The following is a 19,362-nucleotide window of genomic DNA, read 5'->3' as shown; positions in this document are numbered from 1 at the left end:
CCTTGAGCCTAATGCCCAACCTTTTCCAACAATCCCTCTATATCACACTGAACGCTTTTCACCCCAATTGATTTAGCTTTAGTCATCTTTTGGGTATTATTCCTGCGATATCAATATGATTCATGAGGGATTATGGCTACGGGATACTTTCTGTATCATCTGGATAAAACCACATGCGGGGGGCGAATTCTTTCCGGTGCGTCTGACACCGATTATGAAATCGGCGGCATTGTACGGCAGCAGGTCCGGGAGGGAGACCCGGTGACTTGCGGGAAGCATGAGGGGCTTTTCCGCGTCTGTGGCGGCATGGGAGACACCTACGAAGTAGGCGGTGTCCTGAAAGAGTGGGCGGGTTCGCTGGATAGTTACAGCTCCTGCCCCTGCCGGGCCCGGTTCGTTCCGACAGTATTTTCACACTATTATGAAAGTGATTGTAATGCCGGTCGCGTGGCCGAGCGGGAACGGGAAGCTAAACAGGCTGAGGCTTCTGCTGCACTGGTCGGGAGCGGAGCACAGGGGGAAGGGTCTGATGGCGTGAAACTGGCCCCTGTACCAGTTTTTGCCAAATCTTGCCTGCGTGGGGCCGGATGTACCGATGCCGGAACCGAGGATGAGCCACAGGCAAACTTTGCTGCGATGAGCATTTACCAGTCACTGCCTGCTTCTCCGCCCCCAGAGTCATCCTCAACGGCAACCAGCAATGAGCCAGAACAGCACGCTCAGGCGGCGAAGAAGACAAAGACCACCTCCGGGCTGATTGATGCCGTGCCGGAGAGGAAAAAAATCCCTGTTTGATAAAGTAACGGGATTCTTCTTTGGTGAAGCGGAAGCAATGCCACTTCCCCCGCCACCTGTTGTTATGGGCGGTTCAGCCGAAGCAGGAATGGCTGCTTCGGCAGGAGGGGCTACAACAAAAGCGAATCAGGACGCAGCTAAGGCATTAACGTACCAGATGAAACACCTGTCCGGGCCAGCGGTATGGGAAAGCCGGTTTGAACTGAATTTACCGTTCGTGGTCATGGGGGCAGTACTGCACTCAATGCTGAAAGGTGAAAAGTCTGACCTGCTGACAGCGGAGAAACTGCTCGCGGTAGCCCAAAGCGGCGGTACGGTACCAACACGGGTACGCTATAACTGGGTGGAAGACCCGGAAACCGGGCGGCTGAAAGCCGTGGGCTATCACACCAGCCCGGAAAGTGGGCGTGATCAGGTGAAAGTCAGGCTAATGGAAAAGCGATTTGACGGGAAATACCGCTTTTGGGGTGATGGACTGGGCGGAAAGGTACAAATAACATGGACACCAGCCGATGCTCCGGGCAACACAGATGCCAGTGGGTGGAACACCGGGAACCAAAGCCCACAGGCAGGAACGGTAGCAATTCCGGGGCTTGAGCACCCTGACATTCAGAGCGTGACCATCACCACCACGCCACCGCCAGAGGAAAAGGACTTCCGGGACTATATTCTGGTGTTTCCGGGCAACGTCCATCCGCCGATTTACATCTATCTCAGCAAGCCTCCAGTAGAACTGCTAGAAGTTGACTTATATAGCAACTTCACAGGTAGAGCACGAAACGGTACTCATGCTGATCACATGCCCTCAGCCGCAGCAGTACGGGCCTACTTACGACGTGAATTCCCAGACGCAAAACCTGCCGAAATTGACCGTATGGCGAAAGACGTTGCGTCTATCATCATTCCTGCTGATATTCACCAAAAACTTAGTGCCACTTATGGCGGCAGAAATAGTCCTACGCAAATACAGCAAGACTCCAGAGATTTGCGAGCGGCTGTAGAACGCGACATTGAGACCATACGCACTGAGCTTAAACAGCGTGGCGTAACAGATAGCCAAATCGATGAAGCAAAAGCTAAGATGCATCAATTAAATCAGGAACAGGGATTATACTAATGACCGTTAATGTCGAAGCATTGATTCGCTACTTAGGTAAGCCATATCAGGAAATTTTTGATGCCGGATTGATTCCCTACAAGACCAAGCCGACAGGCTACCCGGGAGATCCTGATCTAACGTTAAGCATGATGAATGAAGGAATTTACTTAGCCTTTAAGCGAGAAGGTACAACGCTTTTTTCAATTGAGCTTTTTTTACAGAATGAGAAGAAAACGAACTATAAATTTCCTAATGAGCTGCCATCCCCACTACAACCTGAGATGGTGCGATCTTGGGTGCATTCACAATTCGGACCTCCTGACAGATTCTTGCCTCCCCGGAAACGGTTACGCCAAGAGATTGGCTACACAGATTTGTTCACAGTAACGGATTTTCATATTCCGATCAGTATGCAAGTCGATTACGACTTGCAGGAGCGAGTCAAAGAGGTGGCATTCATAGCAACATCTGAGCTCCGCTGGTAATGGTCATAACAGCACCTTTCGGGGTGCCGTTTCCAGCCTCACCCAGGAAAAGAAACGTTAAGGTCATCACAGAAAGCTGAATCATGCATGACAGAATCTGAATCGCCACAGGTTTAACAGACACCTCGGAGTCATTTAAAATGGCTTATAGAGAGGTGCACATGAGCAGTAAGCGTTATCCTGAAGAGTTTAAAATTGAAGCAGTCAAACAGGTTGTTGATCGTGGACATTCTGTTTCCAGTGTCGCAACACGTCTCGATATCACTACCCACAGTCTTTATGCCTGGATAAAGAAATACGGGCCGGACTCTTCCACCAACAGAGAGCAGTCAGATGCTCAGGTTGAGATCCGCCGACTCCAGAAGGAGCTGAAGCGGGTTACTGATGAACGGGACATATTAAAAAAAACCGCTGTAGATTCAATTGGTCAACGCAACAGTTATGTGAAAACATGGGGTTGCGGAGGTTTTTTGAATGAGACGAACATTTACAGCAGAGGAAAAAGCCTCTGTTTTTGAACTATGGAAGAACGGAACAGGCTTCAGTGAAATAGCGAATATCCTGGGTTCAAAACCCGGAACGATCTTCACTATGTTAAGGGATACTGGAGGCATAAAACCCCATGAGCGTAAGCGGGCTGTAGCTCACCTGACACTGTCTGAGCGCGAGGAGATACGAGCTGGTTTGTCAGCCAAAATGAGCATTCGTGCGATAGCTACTGCGCTGAATCGCAGTCCTTCGACGATCTCACGTGAAGTTCAGCGTAATCGGGGCAGACGCTATTACAAAGCTGTTGATGCTAATAACCGAGCCAACAGAATGGCGAAAAGGCCAAAACCGTGCTTACTGGATCAAAATTTACCATTGCGAAAGCTTGTTCTGGAAAAGCTGGAGATGAAATGGTCTCCAGAGCAAATATCAGGATGGTTAAGGCGAACAAAACCACGTCAAAAAACGCTGCGAATATCACCTGAGACAATTTATAAAACGCTGTACTTTCGTAGCCGTGAAGCGCTACACCACCTGAATATACAGCATCTGCGACGGTCGCATAGCCTTCGCCATGGCAGGCGTCATACCCGCAAAGGCGAAAGAGGTACGATTAACATAGTGAACGGAACACCAATTCACGAACGTTCCCGAAATATCGATAACAGACGCTCTCTGGGGCATTGGGAGGGCGATTTAGTCTCAGGTACAAAAAACTCTCATATAGCCACACTTGTAGACCGAAAATCACGTTATACGATCATCCTTAGACTCAGGGGCAAAGATTCTGTCTCAGTAAATCAGGCTCTTACCGACAAATTCCTGAGTTTACCGTCAGAACTCAGAAAATCACTGACATGGGACAGAGGAATGGAACTGGCCAGACATCTAGAATTTACTGTCAGCACCGGCGTTAAAGTTTACTTCTGCGATCCTCAGAGTCCTTGGCAGCGGGGAACAAATGAGAACACAAATGGGCTAATTCGGCAGTACTTTCCTAAAAAGACATGTCTTGCCCAATATACTCAACATGAACTAGATCTGGTTGCTGCTCAGCTAAACAACAGACCGAGAAAGACACTGAAGTTCAAAACACCGAAAGAGATAATTGAAAGGGGTGTTGCATTGACAGATTGAATCTACAGCGGCGTACTTCGTAAAGCTGTCCGACTGAGGTACGCCTTTATCCGTGACAACTCCTGTTGTTGGCCCGTTCTTCTACTCTGCCGGATTCTGAATGTTCATCCGAGTGGGTTTTACACCTGGCTTCAGCAGCCGCATTCACTACAGCTTCAGGCGGATCTCAGACTGACAGGACAAATCAAACAGTTCTGGCTGGAGTCCGGTTGCGTTTATGGCTATCGAAAAATCCATCTCGACCTGCGAGATAGCGGGCAACAATGTGGGATTAACCGGGTCTGGCGGCTGATGAAGCGTGCCGGGATAAAGGCTCAGGTCGGATATCGAAGCCCACGAGCGCGTAAAGGTGAAGTCAGTATCGTGAAACCCAACAGGCTCCAGCGACAGTTCAACCCGGAAGCTCCGGATGAACGTTGGGTAACGGACATAACTTACAGTGTGCCCGGAGTTCAGGGCGGGCATGGATGCTTAAATGAACCGCGAGTCTGTCTGGAATATTGAACCGGTAACTCACGATGAGAAACCCAACAATCCCACCGGGTGTGACGGTGGAGAACCTGAGCGGCAGTGACCTGCGGCATGCCCGCAGGGTGATGTAACCCGCTGACAACGGGGATTGAGGCGAGATCACTAAGCCGAGATGATCCTCAAGGTTAAGTACTGAAAGGCTGAAGAACATGAACCCGTTAATCCGCCTCTGTGGGTTGAAAACGTCACCACGGCCTACGTGATCTGACAGGCCGTGCAGGAGGAACTGGCAGTGATACGTAAGCACTGCCGGTCGAAGGTGTTTTGACATGTATGCGAAACACCGGGGCAGCAGCGTCTATCACGCTTGCGTTGCTGACTTCTGCCAACTTGCGGCAAGCAAGGATAAAGAGTGCGACGGGCAGCCTCCTCAGTATGCCTGAGTCCAGGCAGGTAAACCGGGGAAGGTCAGCGACGGATGTTAAGGGGGCATGGCTCCGATGACGCGCTGGCTGGCGGAGCTTCCGTAGTAGTCCGCGATGGGGAAAGCCCATTACATGGCGAAGGGAAGCAGTTTGAATGTGTTTGCGACGTGAATTAACTGACCTAACGAGGTGAAGACCTTTGATAATCAGCGAAATGCAACGCAAGCTTGCCACATGGGCAGCCACCGATCCGTCCCTACGGATTCAACGGCTGCTGCGTCTGATAACACAACCAGAATGGCTGGCTGAAGCGGCGCGGATCACGCTTTCATCAAAGGGGGCCCATACCCCCGGCGTTGATGGCGTGAACAAAACAATGCTACAGGCCAGACTGGCTGTTGAGCTGCAAATCCTCAGGGATGAATTACTCTCAGGCCACTACCAGCCCTTGCCCGCCAGACGGGTTTACATCCCTAAAAGCAACGGCAAACTGCGACCACTGGGTATCCCCGCGTTGCGGGATCGTATTGTTCAGCGGGCCATGCTGATGGCGATGGAGCCGATATGGGAGAGTGATTTTCATACGCTCTCATATGGCTTCCGGCCTGAGCGCAGTGTCCACCACGCGATCCGCACGGTGAAATTACAGCTCACAGACTGTGGTGAAACCCGGGGACGCTGGGTGATTGAAGGCGACCTGTCCAGTTACTTCGACACCGTACATCATCGACTGCTGATGAAGGCTGTACGCCGCAGGATCAGTGACGCACGTTTCATGACTCTGCTGTGGAAAACCATCAAGGCGGGACATATCGATGTCGGTCTCTTTCGGGCGGCCAGTGAAGGTGTACCACAGGGCGGTGTTATATCGCCGCTATTATCGAACATCATGCTGAATGAGTTCGATCAATACCTGCATGAGCGCTACCTGAGCGGGAAAGCCAGAAAAGATCGGTGGTACTGGAATAACAGTATCCAACGGGGCCGAAGTACGGCGGTCAGAGAAAACTGGCAGTGGAAACCCGCGGTGGCGTACTGCCGCTATGCCGATGATTTTGTCCTCATCGTCAAAGGCACCAAAGCACAGGCGGAAGCCATCAGGGAGGAGTGTCGGGGTGTGCTCGAAGGCAGTCTGAAACTCAGGCTGAACATGGATAAGACTAAAATCACCCATGTTAATGACGGCTTTATCTTTCTGGGGCACAGGATCATTCGCAAACGCAGTCGTTATGGCGAGATGCGAGTGGTCTCAACGATCCCGCAGGAGAAAGCCAGAAACTTCGCCGCATCGCTGACAGCACTGTTATCAGGCAACTACAGTGAAAGCAAAGTCGATATGGCTGAACAACTCAACCGAAAACTGAAAGGCTGGGCCATGTTCTATCAGTTCGTTGATTTTAAGGCCAAAGTCTTCAGTTATATCGACCGTGTCGTGTTCTGGAAGCTGGCTCACTGGCTGGCCCGCAAATACCGTACAGGTATCGCTTCCCTGATGAGGTGGTGGTGTAAATCACCGAAACCGGGTCAGAGCAAAACGTGGGTTTTATTTGGTAAAACCAATCACGGCAAGCTCAGCGGCGAAATACTGTACCGGTTGGTGGGGCAAGGCAAGAAGCTGTTCCGCTGGCGGCTACCCGAAGGTAATCCCTATCTGAGGACGGAGACCAGAAACACGTATACATCGCGCTTTACAGAAGTGGCAATGGCGTTCGCCAGCATTTAAATGGAGAGCCGGATGCGCTGAAAGGTGCACGTCCGGTTCGGGGAGGAGAGGCAGGGAAATAGTCCGACTACGCCCTGCCTCTTACTCTACTCCGAACCCACGAAGGCTGGCTGTATCTGGCCGTAGTTGTTGACTTGTTCTCGCGCAAAGTTATCGGCTGGTCAATGCAACCCCGGATGACAAAAGATATTGTTCTGAATGCGCTTTTGATGGCCGTGTGGCGACGTAATCCCCAAAAACAGGTGCTGGTTCACTCAGACCAGGGCAGTCAATACACAAGTCATGAGTGGCAGTCGTTCCTGAAGTCACACGGTCTGGAGGGCAGTATGAGCCGTCGTGGTAACTGTCACGACAACGCAGTTGCATAAAGCTTTTTCCAGCTACTGAAGTGTGAACGGATAAAGAAAAAGATCTACGGAAAACGGGAAGAAGCACGCAGCGATATTTTTGATTACATCGAAATGTTTTATAACAGTAAGCGTCGGCATGGTTCGAGTGATCAGATGCCACCGACGGAATATGAAAAACAATATTATCAACGGCTCGGAAGTGTCTAGATTATCCGTGGCGATTCATCCTGTATTTCGGGTTTCTTGTATGTATATCAGTCGGATGAACGTATTGCATTAGAGGAAGGGGGCAGAAATTTATTGGTCGCTGCATTATTTCCGCCCCCCAAAATAATTTTATTTCAGCCTGCAATAGAATTCATATTAATTAGAGTAATTATCAAATGCATCACTTATATATTTTTCATAGTGATTATTTTGGCTAATTTATTTTATAACCTTGATATACTAAGACAAGAAATGATTAATAGTGAGTCATCCGTGCTAATCCACACACCAAAAAGGATTTCAATACAGCGGTATAATCGGTATGAATTTCAATCCCAACGGGAGTGGAATGGGTTCTTTTTCTGGTGAACTCACAGAGTTGGATACTAATACTACATTTGATGTGCTGAGAATAATCCATTTCAATTATTTGATTGAGTAATATAGTTATTTCACATTATCAAATTTTGTTATTAAGAAAAATGTTAACGATTCGTCTGATGATCAGATGTTTAATCGACTGATGTTTGATTTGAACGCATCCGATCGTCGAATTCGAGTTGAAAGGGTGAAGGACAACGCTTTCCTTATCGAAAATACATTTAATCCGATTTCATTTGCACCGAAAGGTGATGAACTGGCAGTATAGGAACCTGAGCATGAACAGAACTTCATGCTTAAAAACAAATAAATATTGGAACATAAACCTATATTTACATCACAACCCAACTAAATGTATTAATCGATAACCTTTTAAGGATATCGTTTGTATCAATCCTGAATTACTTAAGAGTTTTTTCCTTATGAGCATGAATGCTGATTATCTGGTGCCTGGTGAAACGTAATTCGGAATGAATATAATAAAAAAAGTTTACTAAAAAAGATGCAAAAAGCGAAATTAGTTTAGAAGTGAAAACGAAATTAGTTTAGAAGTGAAAACAATGAAATGGATGTTTCTTTAAATAACATTGAAAATCTTAATGAAACAATGCACCTTGCTAAAGGTCGTAAAGGACTTACTAACTTGAGTACCATATATCAAACGCTCAGCACATCTTCTGAAGCAGGATTGACAACAAGACAGATAGCAGATAATTGTGGACTATCCATTTACGTTACCCGGAACTGGTTAACAAAGCTAAATCAGGCTGGGTTGATATGTTGTCATCTTTTTGATGGAAAATCTTTATATTGGTCTATTGATTTGTAATGCTCTTTTCTATATCAATTGCGATAGTAGTTCGTACCTTTCATGAGAAAGGTATGCGTTCTAACATTTTCAATCCAGTTCTAATTAATTATTTTCCATCAACTCAATATATAACACCAATGATATATTTTAAATTTGATATAGATATTAGCTATATTACTAATGTATGTGTCTTATGCTTGAAAGTATATATAGCTCAAAGTCGGATGTAATGTCAGAATAAATGTTATTCATGTACTAAATGGGTATAAGTTATGAAAATAGTAGTATCAATAATGATAATTTTATGTTGTGTGTTTCTTCTCGCATCTAACTCAAAGGCAGTGATTATGGGTATGCCTTTACCTGACAGGTGCCCGAGTGGTTCAATCGACGTTACGAGCTACAATACTGTATGTAAGCCGAACACACAAAATAGCTATTTTGGTGGAGCTACAACATGGTCTGGACGCAATGATGCACAGGCGAACATGTATGATGGTTTTGAATCCTATGTTCCATTTACTGGCAAATGGAGAATGGTTACTCACTTTTGCCCGGGAAATGCAATCTGCAATTTGCAAAATGCAATTAGCCATTATGTAAGTTCTAAAGAAGTTGAATTGAATACAAGCAAAGGTATTTCTTCGCAAAATCCTGACTTTGGGGGAGGGGCAGGGCCCTCACAATCTCAGGCCGGTACTGTATGCTTTACTTTTCAAGATGAACAAGGCAAACAGTGGAGCACTTCCGCAGACAGAACATGCCAAGATGCTACCCTGCTGCCCGAGGAACCTTCAATATGTTACATAAATTACAATAATAGTGATTTAAATGTTAGCATGGGTGATGTTGAGCGAACTGATATTACATCAAACCCCATGCTCGGGGCTGTCGGGAATATTAAAAAACAGCTAATAATTCTATGTAATGGCGAAGAAGCAAGTGTAACGTCTAGCACACAATTTAAGTTTACTCCCCTGTCAGTTGGAGGTAATCAAGTGATTCAGTCATCTCGCTCAGGCCTGGGTATCGCTTTATTTTATAATGGTAAAGCGGCAAGTACCACGGATATTATTAATGAGACATTTATGACTGGGAATAATGAGCGTAACATTGAATTTCAGATAGTACGAGACCCAAACATGAAACCTGAGGATATTCCTGCCGACGCATTTACAGCAAACGCTGTAATGATAATAACGATAGAGTAATATCATTCATTGTATTAAGCATAATATTTCAAAAGCATTCACTTTCCCAAATGAATGCTTTTTTGGTTCGGCAGCAGGAATGGAATTTAACATCGCCATACTGTAAACACACCCGTTTTAGTTCCACGCACTTCTTGAGATTTCCGTGTTTTTGGCCATCAGCCTGTATTCTTCCGCCCACTGCGCCGGTGCAGCGACACCAGTTCTGGCCCATTATCCATCCGCATCTTCAGCGGATATCGGGCTGATAAAAACACACTGTCCTGCTCAGCGATAAAGTCCTGCATGTCTGACGTAAGCTCATGCCAAATTGCACCGTCAGATAGCTGACGGGCTTGCACTTTATAGCTGGTTTTAAAACTTATTTTCGATGACGTCTTTCAACGCGCGGCATTCCAGACTGAGGTCGGCAAATATCTGTTTGAGACGCCGGTTCTCATCCTCAAGATCCTTTATCTTTTTAATATCAGAAGCCTCCAGGCCGCCGTATCTGGACTTCCATTTGTAGTAAGTGGCTTCAGAGATACCGGCCTCCCGGCAGACATCCTTAACAGTTCGTCCGGCTTCAACCGACTTAATCACGGCAATGATCTGATGCTCAGTAAAACGGGCTTTACGCATAGCAATCTACTTTGTTGGCAGATTGATTATGCCGGAGGATCTCTAAATGTGAATGGCACGATTATGCGGGATACTTACACATCGGCCCGTTGAACTCACAGTGATTACCGGTCTACAAGAGTGACGAAATGAGAGTTGTTCCTGTACCTAAATCCCAGACTGCATTTGCAATAGGCAGATGAAACAGAATTATGACATGTAATAACAGGTATTACTTGATGATGGTTGTATCTAAAAAAGAGGGCAGAACAAGCGCCCCCATGAGTTGCTGAATAACCTGACACAGGAAGAGTACAGGCTGATGACTTAAAGCCCGAATGTGTCAGAATTAACACGAGCGCGCTACATTTATTATACCAACATAAAAGAGCTAGCTAAATAATAGTAATACTTATCCCATCTAAGACCTCATTCGTGTATCCATACACTTTCTCTGGCAATGGGTCATTATAATGATCACATACGATCTGGACATAGAGTGTATATTTACCACTTGGAATATGTTCACTAACCTTCGAACTGATGGTGTTGGAAAAACTTTCATTTAAATAGATAAGTCCTTTTTCAGACCCTATTAAGTACTCATTAAAATCCTCATCTTTTAATTTAACATTGAACGTTACAATTTCCACACTTGGAAGATGCGAATATTCAATCATATATTGCGATGAAAATGTAACATCAAACTGTTCTAAATGATTGAATTCATTCTTACTCACTTCAATACTTTTAGTCAGGAACATAAAATCATAAGGATTCCGGTAAAATATATTGACTAGTGCTGGATTACTAACGGAAATATCTTCAGGCTTAACAATATATCGATTCTCATTATCGTCGAAATCACTATGCGTCAACCGTATTGAATATTCTGCAACAGGGTGTGACTGATCAACATTGAGTTGACCAGGGTTTATATTAAGGTCAATCTTAATTTCCCCCAGTTCTGTAACCCCATAACTTTTTTTATTACTCCTGATAATACGTCCGTTTACATCCAAATATTCAATGTAAAAATCGTAAAGCTTATTACCTTCAAAAACTATAGGTTGAATAACAACCTCAGATGGTGGGTAAGTTGCACCTGAATATAAAACATCTGGTAGCGGTATATTCTTTGATAAGGAAAAAAATTCACTATAATTTTCTTCTGATAAAATATAAACATCAGATTCAAATAAATCTAACTTCTCGAAAACGGGGAACACTTCTTCACTTTTTGTAGCAATAATAACTCTATAATTTTGTTCTACAGATATTTCATTGAAGTCGCCTTTAATTACAAATAGTGAGTTTTCACCATTATCTAAACGTACAATAGTACTACCTAGAGTTTTAATAATGTTAGTATTGATATCAGTAAGCAATAGGAAAAATTCTTTTTCCTCATCAATCTCACTATGTATTTTTATTTCTACTTCTATTTGACTTCCATAAGGAATAGTAGTGGGAATCACTACATCATTTACTAAATGTAATGTCTCACATACATGCCGATTAATCGTAACCTTTTCTTTTAAGATATTATTGCTACTATCCTTAAGCTTTTGCATCATACCATCTTTGCTAAGATACATTACTTCCACATATCTTTCGCCAAAAGATATATCAATCGGCATTTCAATAGGAATTATTAAACTAGACTCCTCACCTGATGCGAGGGAAATATTAACATTTTTGCTTATAACATTTCTTTTAAAATTATTTTTATCACAGGAAACTAAGTTCAAATGTCCCTCAAAACTAGTATCTGTATTATTTTTTATAACGACCTCAACAGAACTCGAAGATAGCTGGGTTAAAACATTATTAGTTACTAATAATTTTTCTGCTACCAACAACGGTTCAGATGATGGCCTAATGCCAAATATAATACACACTGGTTTACAACCCTGCATATCATTAGTTAAGTTATAGTAATAGCTACTGCCCCCCCCCCCAGCCATAATTAAAAGAAAAAACACCATCCCCCATGTAACCATCACATACAGTTGAATGCCCTGGAATATCAACCAAAACAGGGAATCCCATTTGCAGGTTTTCTATAACGGCATCGTTTATAGTTGATTGTTGAATATAATCGGTAAAGTTATTCGTCTCTTTGTATGAGATATATGATATGTCATCTTCATAGCTAAAGTTATCGACAAGCGCACTTATCTCTTCTAAAAAATCCAGTTGAGAGCTAGATGATAAACCAAAGCGCGTGTTGATTGCACATGCAACATGTCCAATCATAGTTGATATTGCATCTCGTGCTTCTTCTGATAGAGCCTTATCATCCATTAAATCCCAACGATACACATATCCATCGATATTAATTTTTGGATCTTCTGCCATAATACCATTAATCATCCCCTTACCTTTAGCTGGATAGGAATTAGCTCTCATTAATTGAGCAATAGCCAGAGCAGTACAACCAACTAAGTACGGTTTTACAAAGTTATTATACGGTGCCGATTGAATCCATTGACTTGTTGTTAATGGTCCTATAAGATACTTTCTTTCACACTTGCGCGTTTCATTTTCCATCCTCAATTTCAAAACAATTAATTAACACTTTATAGATTATTTAAATTTCTGACAGCAAATAATAAAAACCATAGACCTACAATGAATATCATTTTGACTTTATATTCTAAAATCAGTATTGCCCTCCCATTCTGGACCATACACCGGTAAAAAAAACCTCTTTAATTAATAGAGAAAAGATAGAGAAAAGATAAAGTTTCGTCGCAAAGACAATACAACCACATGCCTTAAGGAGAAACATTTAGTTGAACACATCAAAAATATAGATTTAAAATTCAATGAAAGATATACATACAAGATGAAACACTAATGATACTTAATGCAACTGAATCGACACAGATTTAACGGACACATTAGAGTGATTTAAAATAGTTAAAAAAGATAATGACCATAAACTGTAAACGTTAACACAACAATTTTAAGTTACAACGTTAAAACGAATAGTTGAATGAGGTCATCCTGTTCATCAGAGCAGCATCACATATTTATATCGCATCTCAGAATATCTACACCAGGATAAATAAGTATAGCCGGAATTGTCTGCTAACAACGCACAGTCAAATACTCAGGCCGCCCCCCTACAAATCCCAAAAGAACTGTAGCAGGTTACTAATGAGTGGCATATTTTACTTTGAAAAATCGTCTGAATGACATACACCTATATCCGTGACAATTGAATGAGTATCGTCCACATCCAGCACTGAATCGTAGGTCAACATAGATACCTATAATGCTCTAATTGACAGCTATATCTATAAACATAGGGAAACAGAAGCCAGAGATTACTACCACTGACAATACTTTTTTTTTAAAATTTGTTTAAAAGTCTTGCATCTCAAATAGAACGCAAGTATTACAAATCAATAGTCCAACCTAAAGATTTTCCATCAAAAAGATGACAACATATTACCCCAGCCTCATTCAGCTTTGTTAACCAATTTCGGGTAACGTAAATAGATAATCCACAAATATCTGCTATCTGTCTCGTTGTCAATCCTGCTTCAGAGGTGGTACTAAGCGCTTGATATATAAGACTCAAGTTAGCGTATCCTTTACGCCCTTTAGCAAGACGCATTGTTTCATTAAGCTTCCCAATTTTTCTTAAAGCAACATCTGTTTTAATAGATGAATCACCACTTAATTCTTCTTTTGCATCTTTTTCAGAAAGACTTTTTCCAATTATATTTCTTTCCGTTTCACCCAACAACAAATAATAAACATTATCATTTACCGCATTACTGCTCATAAGAAAAGCCAACCTCGGAGTCATTCAGAATTGTTGCAAATGATATCCTCAAAACCCATTAAAACGGCATATTTAGTTAAAATAGCATATAAATATAGGTTAAAATTCCGTTTTTTAAATAATTTACAGAATAAAAATCTTTTGAGCGTTCTAATTTTTACACCGATTATTAATCATCTTTCAATGCAAATGAAAATCGGATTAAATGTATTTTCGATAAGGAAAGCGGTGTCCTTCAATCTTTCAACTCGAATTCGACGACCAGCTGTACTTAAATCAAACATTAGTCGATTGAACATCTGATCATCAGTTGAATCATTAACATTTTTCTTGATAACGAAATTTGATAATGTGAAATAGCTATAGTATTCAATCGAGTAATCGAAATATATAATCCTCAGTACATCAAATGTAGTATTAGTATCTAACTCTGTGAGTTCACCAGAAAAAGAAGCCATTCCAGTCCCGTTGGGATTAAAAGTCATACCGATTATACCGCTGTATTGAAATCCTTTTTTTGGCATGGGGATCAGTACGGGTGACTCACAATTAATCATTTCTCGCCTGGACACATCAAAGTAATAATATATATTAGCCAGAGTAATCACAATGAAAGATATAAGTATGGTTAACTTAATAATTGCGCGCATTGATATACACTCCATTGCAAGCTGAAATAATATTATCTTTCTCACCAGAAATATTGCAACGACTAATAAATTCCCGCCCCTTACCCTCTAGTGAAATACGTTCATCAGATTGATACACATACGAGAAACCCTTAGTACAGGCTATGTTGAAATTTTCATTTTCAACCATCTTCTCAATCCTGGAGCGAATTGATGCAAAATCATGCTCGCTTACCTTTTTAAGCGTGTAAATTTTACAAGAATCTATTTTACCAAAATAAAAGAGCTCCTTGTTTGTTAATCGGTCTTTAAGGAAAAAAATCTGATATAATAAAACCATAAGCAAAATCATAAAACTTAGAATTGCAAAAAGATATTTACGAAAAAAAACATCCTTGAGCAAACTAAAACCACCATCTTTATAATTACTAACATTATCGCCAGATAAATAAAAACCAACGCGTGGTATTGTCTTAATTAACTCCTCTTGACATTCCAAGTCTGTAAGCGTTTTTCTTATAAAAGAAACATATTGAGTAAGACTGTTATTTGATGCAAGCATCTCATTTCCAGACCATACATAATCAAAAATCGCTTCTCTGGGGACAACCTTCCCTGCGTTGATTAACAAGCATGTAAGAACACGTGCAGCCATATGTGGTAAAACAATAATATCGTCCGCACTATTTTTGTTAACTAAAGAACCATCATCAGGATTGTAAACTATAGAATTGTTAATCAAAAATTTCATTTTGATAAATGTCTCTAACAAATTGATCAGCATTTGATGCAGATACGTATCAACATAATGGATAAATTATAGTCCTTACAGTTCTAACTTGCAGAAATTTATACTACTTATTTTTATTTTGATGATGCTGCCATGTCATTAGCAATGCTTTCTAGTATAGCTTCTGGCACCCTTTGTTGGTTGAAATACGTTTCGCACAAGGCTTTCTGCTCATTTTGCAACGGGTCTTTACCTCCGGATGAAAAATGATCTAACCATGGGACTAACATCTCTGGCTGCTCTGCTGGGATAGGATGAACCCCTTTCTTGACGTGAACGCCAAATGCATTGAAGGGGCTATGATCTTCACGCTCTAAAAACAATACAGGCTTTTGATTAAGCTGGTATTCAAGCAGAAAACTAATCCCATCAACGATCAGTAAATCGGAAGCCTTGAACGGACCGGCGTAGTCGCCATTTGTAAGTACTCCTGTATTCGGTAATGCACACCATCTGGCACAAAATACATCAAACTCTGAAGAGGATGTGTTTGAAATTGATTGCATTTGGCTGACAAGCGCAGGATGAGGACTGAACAAAAAATCAATTTCAGGATGCACCTGTGCCAGATTCAGCATAAATGATTTCACCATCCAAAATGTACCGAAATTGGTCCATTCAGTACCCGTGGAGTGGTGAGCACTCCATATTATTTTAAAGTTATTTCCTGTATTTATCGGCCAGATGGGTTCTGCGTGGCACAAATAATCAACTCGTGGATGCCCAGAAGTGATTACGGGTAATGTTGATGGCATAAACTCGCGTATTGCATCATTCGCAATAAATATTCCACTGGCTCGTCGATACAAAGGACTCGCCCGAAATCCTGAGACATGAATCGGGGCAATACTGTAATCTATATAATAAATCTTCGCAAAACCAAGCCATTCGGCAGCAAAAGCTGGCGATATATCAGCATCCCAATGTGATTGTCTAAAAATAATTTGAGGTTCTAATGCTCGAAGAGTAGACAAGTCATCAAAAAGATCTCCCGAGATAATCCTGATATGCGGAATACCTTTAGATTTCATGCTATTATGGGTATTCTCTTCATTACAAAGCTTTTCGCTTCCAGGATACTTTCGCGGGATAGTCACAACTATCGGATCAAATCGAGGATCTTTACTCATTGCGAGCCAAACAGCGTGCAAACTACTCCATATTTCAACACTGTGGACAAGAAAAACACAACGCCATGGTGCTTTTCTTTTCATTATCAGACGCTCAGAATGATGAATAGATTGCGATACAACCAAAAGTTTCTGGCGAATATCATTCAGCTGAGAAGAGAGCGAGTCTATCTGCGATTGTTGATGAACACTGTTGCTTAAAATGGCGTTAATTGAGTCTATAAGCCGCCTATAACGCAGAGTTATCCCAGGAAATACTCTACGAATACCCATTGTGATCAGAGATCTAACCATTACTTTTGCCTTTTAAACCAAATCTGGACACCAGGCTACAGAGGGTTAAACGCATATAAAAGTTAAACATTTTACTTCCCATCTTCCTTGCCAGTAAGAATCGCTCAAAATGAGTGAGTGGAAATGATGCTCCAAGGCATTGTTTGAATATATTGTTCAGGTAATGTTTTTTTAGGGGCTCTTCAATAATAAACCATCCCCAATAGTGTGTATTTAACATCAATCTAAAAGCTTGCATTGCCGTGGAACGTGTTATCTCTGGTTTAAGGCGCAACATAAGCCATTCGAAAAGCTCAACATGTACCAATAAGCGTTCATCCTTGATGCCGATATCCTGTCCTGGCCTTGCCTGACGGTAAAAATAGTGACAATCCGTAATCGTTGTTAACTTTCGGGCTGCGAACAATGCTTCAAACTGAAAAGGAAGATCATCGAAACGACGAATATGTGCCGGGAATACAATCGCCTTTTCTTTCAGCATCGCTGTACGGTAGATCTTACGCCAAATCGTGGGACGCGAACTTAACTCATCACAAAGCAACGCATTCTCATTACCCAGGCATTCCACCTTCCCACCATCGGGATAAAATTCAGTCCAGCCGCATTGAGCCACATCAGACTGACGCAGCACAGCAGAACGGAATAGAGAGCTAAACATGTTCGGTGCAACAAAATCATCGCTATCAACAAACCCAGTAAATGTTCCCCGAGCAGCTGAAAGACCGGTGTTTCGTGCAGTCGCACACCCAGAATTTTGTTGATGAATCGTTTTGAAGCGTTGCGGATATTGTATCTGCCATTTTTTTGCAATTTCCCCACTACCATCGGTTGAACCATCATCAACAACAATGACTTCCAGCCCGTCCAAATCCTGATGAGCTAATGATGAAAGGCACTCATCCAGCCAATCGACAACATTATAGACAGGTACGACAACACTAACGGGTACTGAAGACAAGCGCCCACTGACTTGCGTTGAAGCTTCATCCACCCACCAGCTAAAACGCTCACAATGTTTCGCTGAAAATTGGTACCATTGCAGCCAGTCTCCCGCTGAACGTTCCAGAACGCCGCAGACAATATCTGGAGCGTGAGAAAGAATTAATTTTTTTATTTGTTCCGAGTTGTTTTGGTCCAGCACAGCATAGAGTTCGTATCTCTTATCTACAGGAGATTTATTAATAAGCTGATTTATATCTGACACGACATAAATATCTGAATGCGAAAGTAACGAACTCCACCTTCGTTGGCCAGCAGATTCTGAGTCCACAATCCAGATAGGTGCCTCATGCTCTTTTAATGAATTAATCATATTTGGGCTAATCAATTTGTCACCCGGAATGATAATCAGTGGGATATCAGGACGCTGAGCAAAATAAGGGTGTCTGCCATCGATACAGGAAGAAATAACTTTCATTGTGAACCGCCTTTAATCATTTTCCCCATCAGACGAAAGATACCGAGCCATAACATCGGACGAAACAGTAAACCGGGGACCAAAAACGGCAGACTGCTCCATCGGTAGCCAGCAGCCAGTCGAGACAGTCCATGTGAGCTACCCACTAACAACGCCAAAGCAATAATGGCCTGCCCCGCTGGCAACCCAGCCTTGAATGCCGTAGCAAGCACCTGACGCGGACGGGCATGCTCAAACAGCGAACACGATGCAACATAGTAGGGTTTGCGATCTTCGGGTAGAGAAGCGACGCCACTCCAGTGCAACATACGTAATAGCTGCCCCATTAATATTCTGCAATGATTACTGGAAAGTGTTGCAGGCACTGCGTCAATGACTCCCGCTACTGCGTCTACCATATCGCGTCGGCGATGGCTTCGTTCCTCCGTGATTTTACCGGGCCTTCCTACCCGATAATAGTAACCGACTATGTCCATCAACATTATTTTTCCTTCGCTAAAAAGAACACGGTAATGAGGAACCAAATCTTCAAATACTTTGCCATCACGAAAAAAGCCAACGTTGTGCAACCAAAAATTCCTCCGATAAACTCCGGTATTAATATTTGGCTCAAGACCTAATAATTCAGGGGCCGCAATAAACGTAGTAACCCCATCATCACAATACTTGCGCGACTGAGAATAGCTCTTTTCATCATAGAAAGGAGACAGTGTCTGATTAATATCGTCATAAACCATACTGCGCCAAAAAACAGCATCAGCATGATTCCTTTCACCACGATCAATGGCCACCATTAGCGTTAATGCATTTAACCAGTCATCACTATCACAAAAAGCAATCCAGTCACCTCTTGCCAGACACACCCCTTTATTACGAGTAGCCGACAGTCCCTGATTGGGTTGCTTCAACAGAAGAACCTGTCCTGGAAATTTCGCCAACAAATCCGGCAAACACTTGAAACTATCATCGGTACTGCCGTCATCAATGACGATCAATTCAGCATTAGTCAGTAATGATGAGGACAATGAAGCAAGCGTCATTTCTACCCAAGCAGCTGTGTTATAAACAGGAACGACGATGCTCACCACCGGTATTTCTGCACTGCGAGTATCAAGAATA

At 42.6% G+C, this 19,362-nt stretch carries 15 protein-coding genes and 4 pseudogenes; 10 read left to right on the top strand and 9 right to left on the bottom strand.

Going from position 1 to position 19,362, the window contains the following annotated elements:
• The first annotated feature begins 132 nt into the window (after positions 1-132).
• The 10 genes and pseudogenes from HV237_RS26105 to HV237_RS04090 all read left to right on the top strand — a co-directional run bounded on the left by HV237_RS26105 (position 133) and on the right by HV237_RS04090 (position 9,584).
• Positions 133-795: a PAAR domain-containing protein gene (locus tag HV237_RS26105; RefSeq protein WP_052951282.1), complete on the top strand. Its 663-nt coding sequence runs from the start codon at positions 133-135 to the stop codon at positions 793-795.
• 37 nt (positions 796-832) lie between these two features.
• Positions 833-1,912 carry an S-type pyocin domain-containing protein gene (locus HV237_RS04130; RefSeq protein WP_167593147.1) on the top strand — a complete coding sequence of 360 codons (1,080 nt, stop codon included), beginning with the start codon at positions 833-835 and terminating at the stop codon, positions 1,910-1,912.
• Positions 1,912-2,379, top strand: a complete 468-nt coding sequence (locus tag HV237_RS04125) for a DUF6392 family protein (protein ID WP_047358704.1) — start codon at positions 1,912-1,914, stop codon at positions 2,377-2,379. The genes HV237_RS04130 and HV237_RS04125 overlap by 1 nt, the downstream gene beginning before the upstream one ends.
• A gap of 161 nt (positions 2,380-2,540) precedes the next feature.
• A pseudogene (locus HV237_RS04120) lies at positions 2,541-2,786 on the top strand (transposase); the annotation flags it as partial.
• Between the two features lie 67 nt (positions 2,787-2,853).
• Positions 2,854-4,005 (top strand): IS30-like element IS30 family transposase, encoded by a 1,152-nt coding sequence (locus tag HV237_RS04115; protein ID WP_001254932.1) that lies wholly within the window; start codon positions 2,854-2,856, stop codon positions 4,003-4,005.
• Positions 4,006-4,014: 9 nt separating this feature from the next.
• Positions 4,015-4,443 (top strand): annotated as a pseudogene (locus HV237_RS04110) (IS3 family transposase); the annotation flags it as partial.
• Positions 4,444-5,115: 672 nt separating this feature from the next.
• Complete coding sequence (gene ltrA, locus HV237_RS04105; RefSeq protein WP_001189111.1) at positions 5,116-6,624, top strand: group II intron reverse transcriptase/maturase; 1,509 nt, start codon at positions 5,116-5,118, stop codon at positions 6,622-6,624.
• 80 nt (positions 6,625-6,704) lie between these two features.
• A pseudogene (locus tag HV237_RS04100) lies at positions 6,705-7,181 on the top strand (IS3 family transposase); the annotation flags it as partial.
• A 946-nt stretch (positions 7,182-8,127) separates the two neighbouring features.
• Entirely contained in the window at positions 8,128-8,391 is a 264-nt protein-coding gene (locus HV237_RS04095) for a FaeA/PapI family transcriptional regulator (protein WP_072058784.1), read from the top strand.
• A 254-nt stretch (positions 8,392-8,645) separates the two neighbouring features.
• The gene (locus tag HV237_RS04090; protein ID WP_131405334.1) at positions 8,646-9,584 is read left to right on the top strand and encodes a hypothetical protein; all 939 of its coding nucleotides are present in this window, start codon (positions 8,646-8,648) and stop codon (positions 9,582-9,584) included.
• Between the two features lie 238 nt (positions 9,585-9,822).
• On the opposite strand, the pseudogene HV237_RS04085 reads toward HV237_RS04090, so the two are convergent.
• From HV237_RS04085 to HV237_RS04045, 9 genes and pseudogenes are all read right to left on the bottom strand, one after another.
• A pseudogene (locus HV237_RS04085) lies at positions 9,823-10,205 on the bottom strand (transposase); the annotation flags it as partial.
• A 374-nt stretch (positions 10,206-10,579) separates the two neighbouring features.
• Complete coding sequence (locus tag HV237_RS04080; RefSeq protein ID WP_135107973.1) at positions 10,580-12,190, bottom strand: hypothetical protein; 1,611 nt, start codon at positions 12,188-12,190, stop codon at positions 10,580-10,582.
• Positions 12,129-12,737: a C10 family peptidase gene (locus HV237_RS04075; protein WP_072058783.1), complete on the bottom strand. Its 609-nt coding sequence runs from the start codon at positions 12,735-12,737 to the stop codon at positions 12,129-12,131. Before HV237_RS04075 ends, HV237_RS04080 begins: the two co-directional genes overlap by 62 nt.
• Before the next feature lie 853 nt (positions 12,738-13,590).
• A complete protein-coding gene (locus HV237_RS04070) occupies positions 13,591-13,983 on the bottom strand; it encodes a FaeA/PapI family transcriptional regulator (RefSeq protein WP_165500015.1) in 393 nt (130 codons plus the stop codon).
• A 173-nt stretch (positions 13,984-14,156) separates the two neighbouring features.
• Entirely contained in the window at positions 14,157-14,633 is a 477-nt protein-coding gene (locus HV237_RS04065) for a hypothetical protein (protein ID WP_047358699.1), read from the bottom strand.
• Positions 14,617-15,363, bottom strand: coding sequence for a winged helix-turn-helix domain-containing protein (locus tag HV237_RS04060; RefSeq protein ID WP_167593146.1), 747 nt, complete (start codon positions 15,361-15,363; stop codon positions 14,617-14,619). The genes HV237_RS04065 and HV237_RS04060 overlap by 17 nt, the downstream gene beginning before the upstream one ends.
• 113 nt (positions 15,364-15,476) lie before the next feature.
• Positions 15,477-16,826, bottom strand: a complete 1,350-nt coding sequence (locus tag HV237_RS04055; RefSeq protein ID WP_052951280.1) for a hypothetical protein — start codon at positions 16,824-16,826, stop codon at positions 15,477-15,479.
• On the bottom strand, positions 16,819-18,243 hold the full coding sequence (locus HV237_RS04050) for a glycosyltransferase (RefSeq protein WP_052951279.1): 1,425 nt from the start codon (positions 18,241-18,243) through the stop codon (positions 16,819-16,821). Before HV237_RS04050 ends, HV237_RS04055 begins: the two co-directional genes overlap by 8 nt.
• Positions 18,240-19,328, bottom strand: a complete 1,089-nt coding sequence (locus HV237_RS04045; protein WP_131351402.1) for a glycosyltransferase family A protein — start codon at positions 19,326-19,328, stop codon at positions 18,240-18,242. Before HV237_RS04045 ends, HV237_RS04050 begins: the two co-directional genes overlap by 4 nt.
• Between the last annotated feature and the right edge of the window lie 34 nt (positions 19,329-19,362).

This window comes from Citrobacter sp. RHBSTW-00570 (genome assembly GCF_013739755.1).
GTDB lineage: Bacteria > Pseudomonadota > Gammaproteobacteria > Enterobacterales > Enterobacteriaceae > Citrobacter > Citrobacter braakii.
The sequence above is the reverse complement of the archived record's forward strand: the minus strand, read 5'-3'. Positions and strand labels throughout refer to the sequence as shown.

What these genes read in the sequence shown, in the direction of transcription:
- HV237_RS26105 (WP_052951282.1), top strand. Translation starts at nt 133, where the DNA reads ATGGCTACGGGATACTTTCTGTATCATCTGGATAAAACCACATGCGGG.
- HV237_RS04130 (WP_167593147.1), top strand. Translation starts at nt 833, where the DNA reads ATGCCACTTCCCCCGCCACCTGTTGTTATGGGCGGTTCAGCCGAAGCA.
- HV237_RS04125 (WP_047358704.1), top strand. Translation starts at nt 1,912, where the DNA reads ATGACCGTTAATGTCGAAGCATTGATTCGCTACTTAGGTAAGCCATAT.
- HV237_RS04115 (WP_001254932.1), top strand. Translation starts at nt 2,854, where the DNA reads ATGAGACGAACATTTACAGCAGAGGAAAAAGCCTCTGTTTTTGAACTA.
- ltrA (WP_001189111.1), top strand. Translation starts at nt 5,116, where the DNA reads ATGCAACGCAAGCTTGCCACATGGGCAGCCACCGATCCGTCCCTACGG.
- HV237_RS04095 (WP_072058784.1), top strand. Translation starts at nt 8,128, where the DNA reads ATGGATGTTTCTTTAAATAACATTGAAAATCTTAATGAAACAATGCAC.
- HV237_RS04090 (WP_131405334.1), top strand. Translation starts at nt 8,646, where the DNA reads ATGAAAATAGTAGTATCAATAATGATAATTTTATGTTGTGTGTTTCTT.
- HV237_RS04075 (WP_072058783.1), bottom strand. Translation starts at nt 12,737, where the DNA reads ATGGAAAATGAAACGCGCAAGTGTGAAAGAAAGTATCTTATAGGACCA.
- HV237_RS04070 (WP_165500015.1), bottom strand. Translation starts at nt 13,983, where the DNA reads ATGAGCAGTAATGCGGTAAATGATAATGTTTATTATTTGTTGTTGGGT.
- HV237_RS04065 (WP_047358699.1), bottom strand. Translation starts at nt 14,633, where the DNA reads ATGCGCGCAATTATTAAGTTAACCATACTTATATCTTTCATTGTGATT.
- HV237_RS04060 (WP_167593146.1), bottom strand. Translation starts at nt 15,363, where the DNA reads ATGAAATTTTTGATTAACAATTCTATAGTTTACAATCCTGATGATGGT.
- HV237_RS04055 (WP_052951280.1), bottom strand. Translation starts at nt 16,826, where the DNA reads ATGGTTAGATCTCTGATCACAATGGGTATTCGTAGAGTATTTCCTGGG.
- HV237_RS04050 (WP_052951279.1), bottom strand. Translation starts at nt 18,243, where the DNA reads ATGAAAGTTATTTCTTCCTGTATCGATGGCAGACACCCTTATTTTGCT.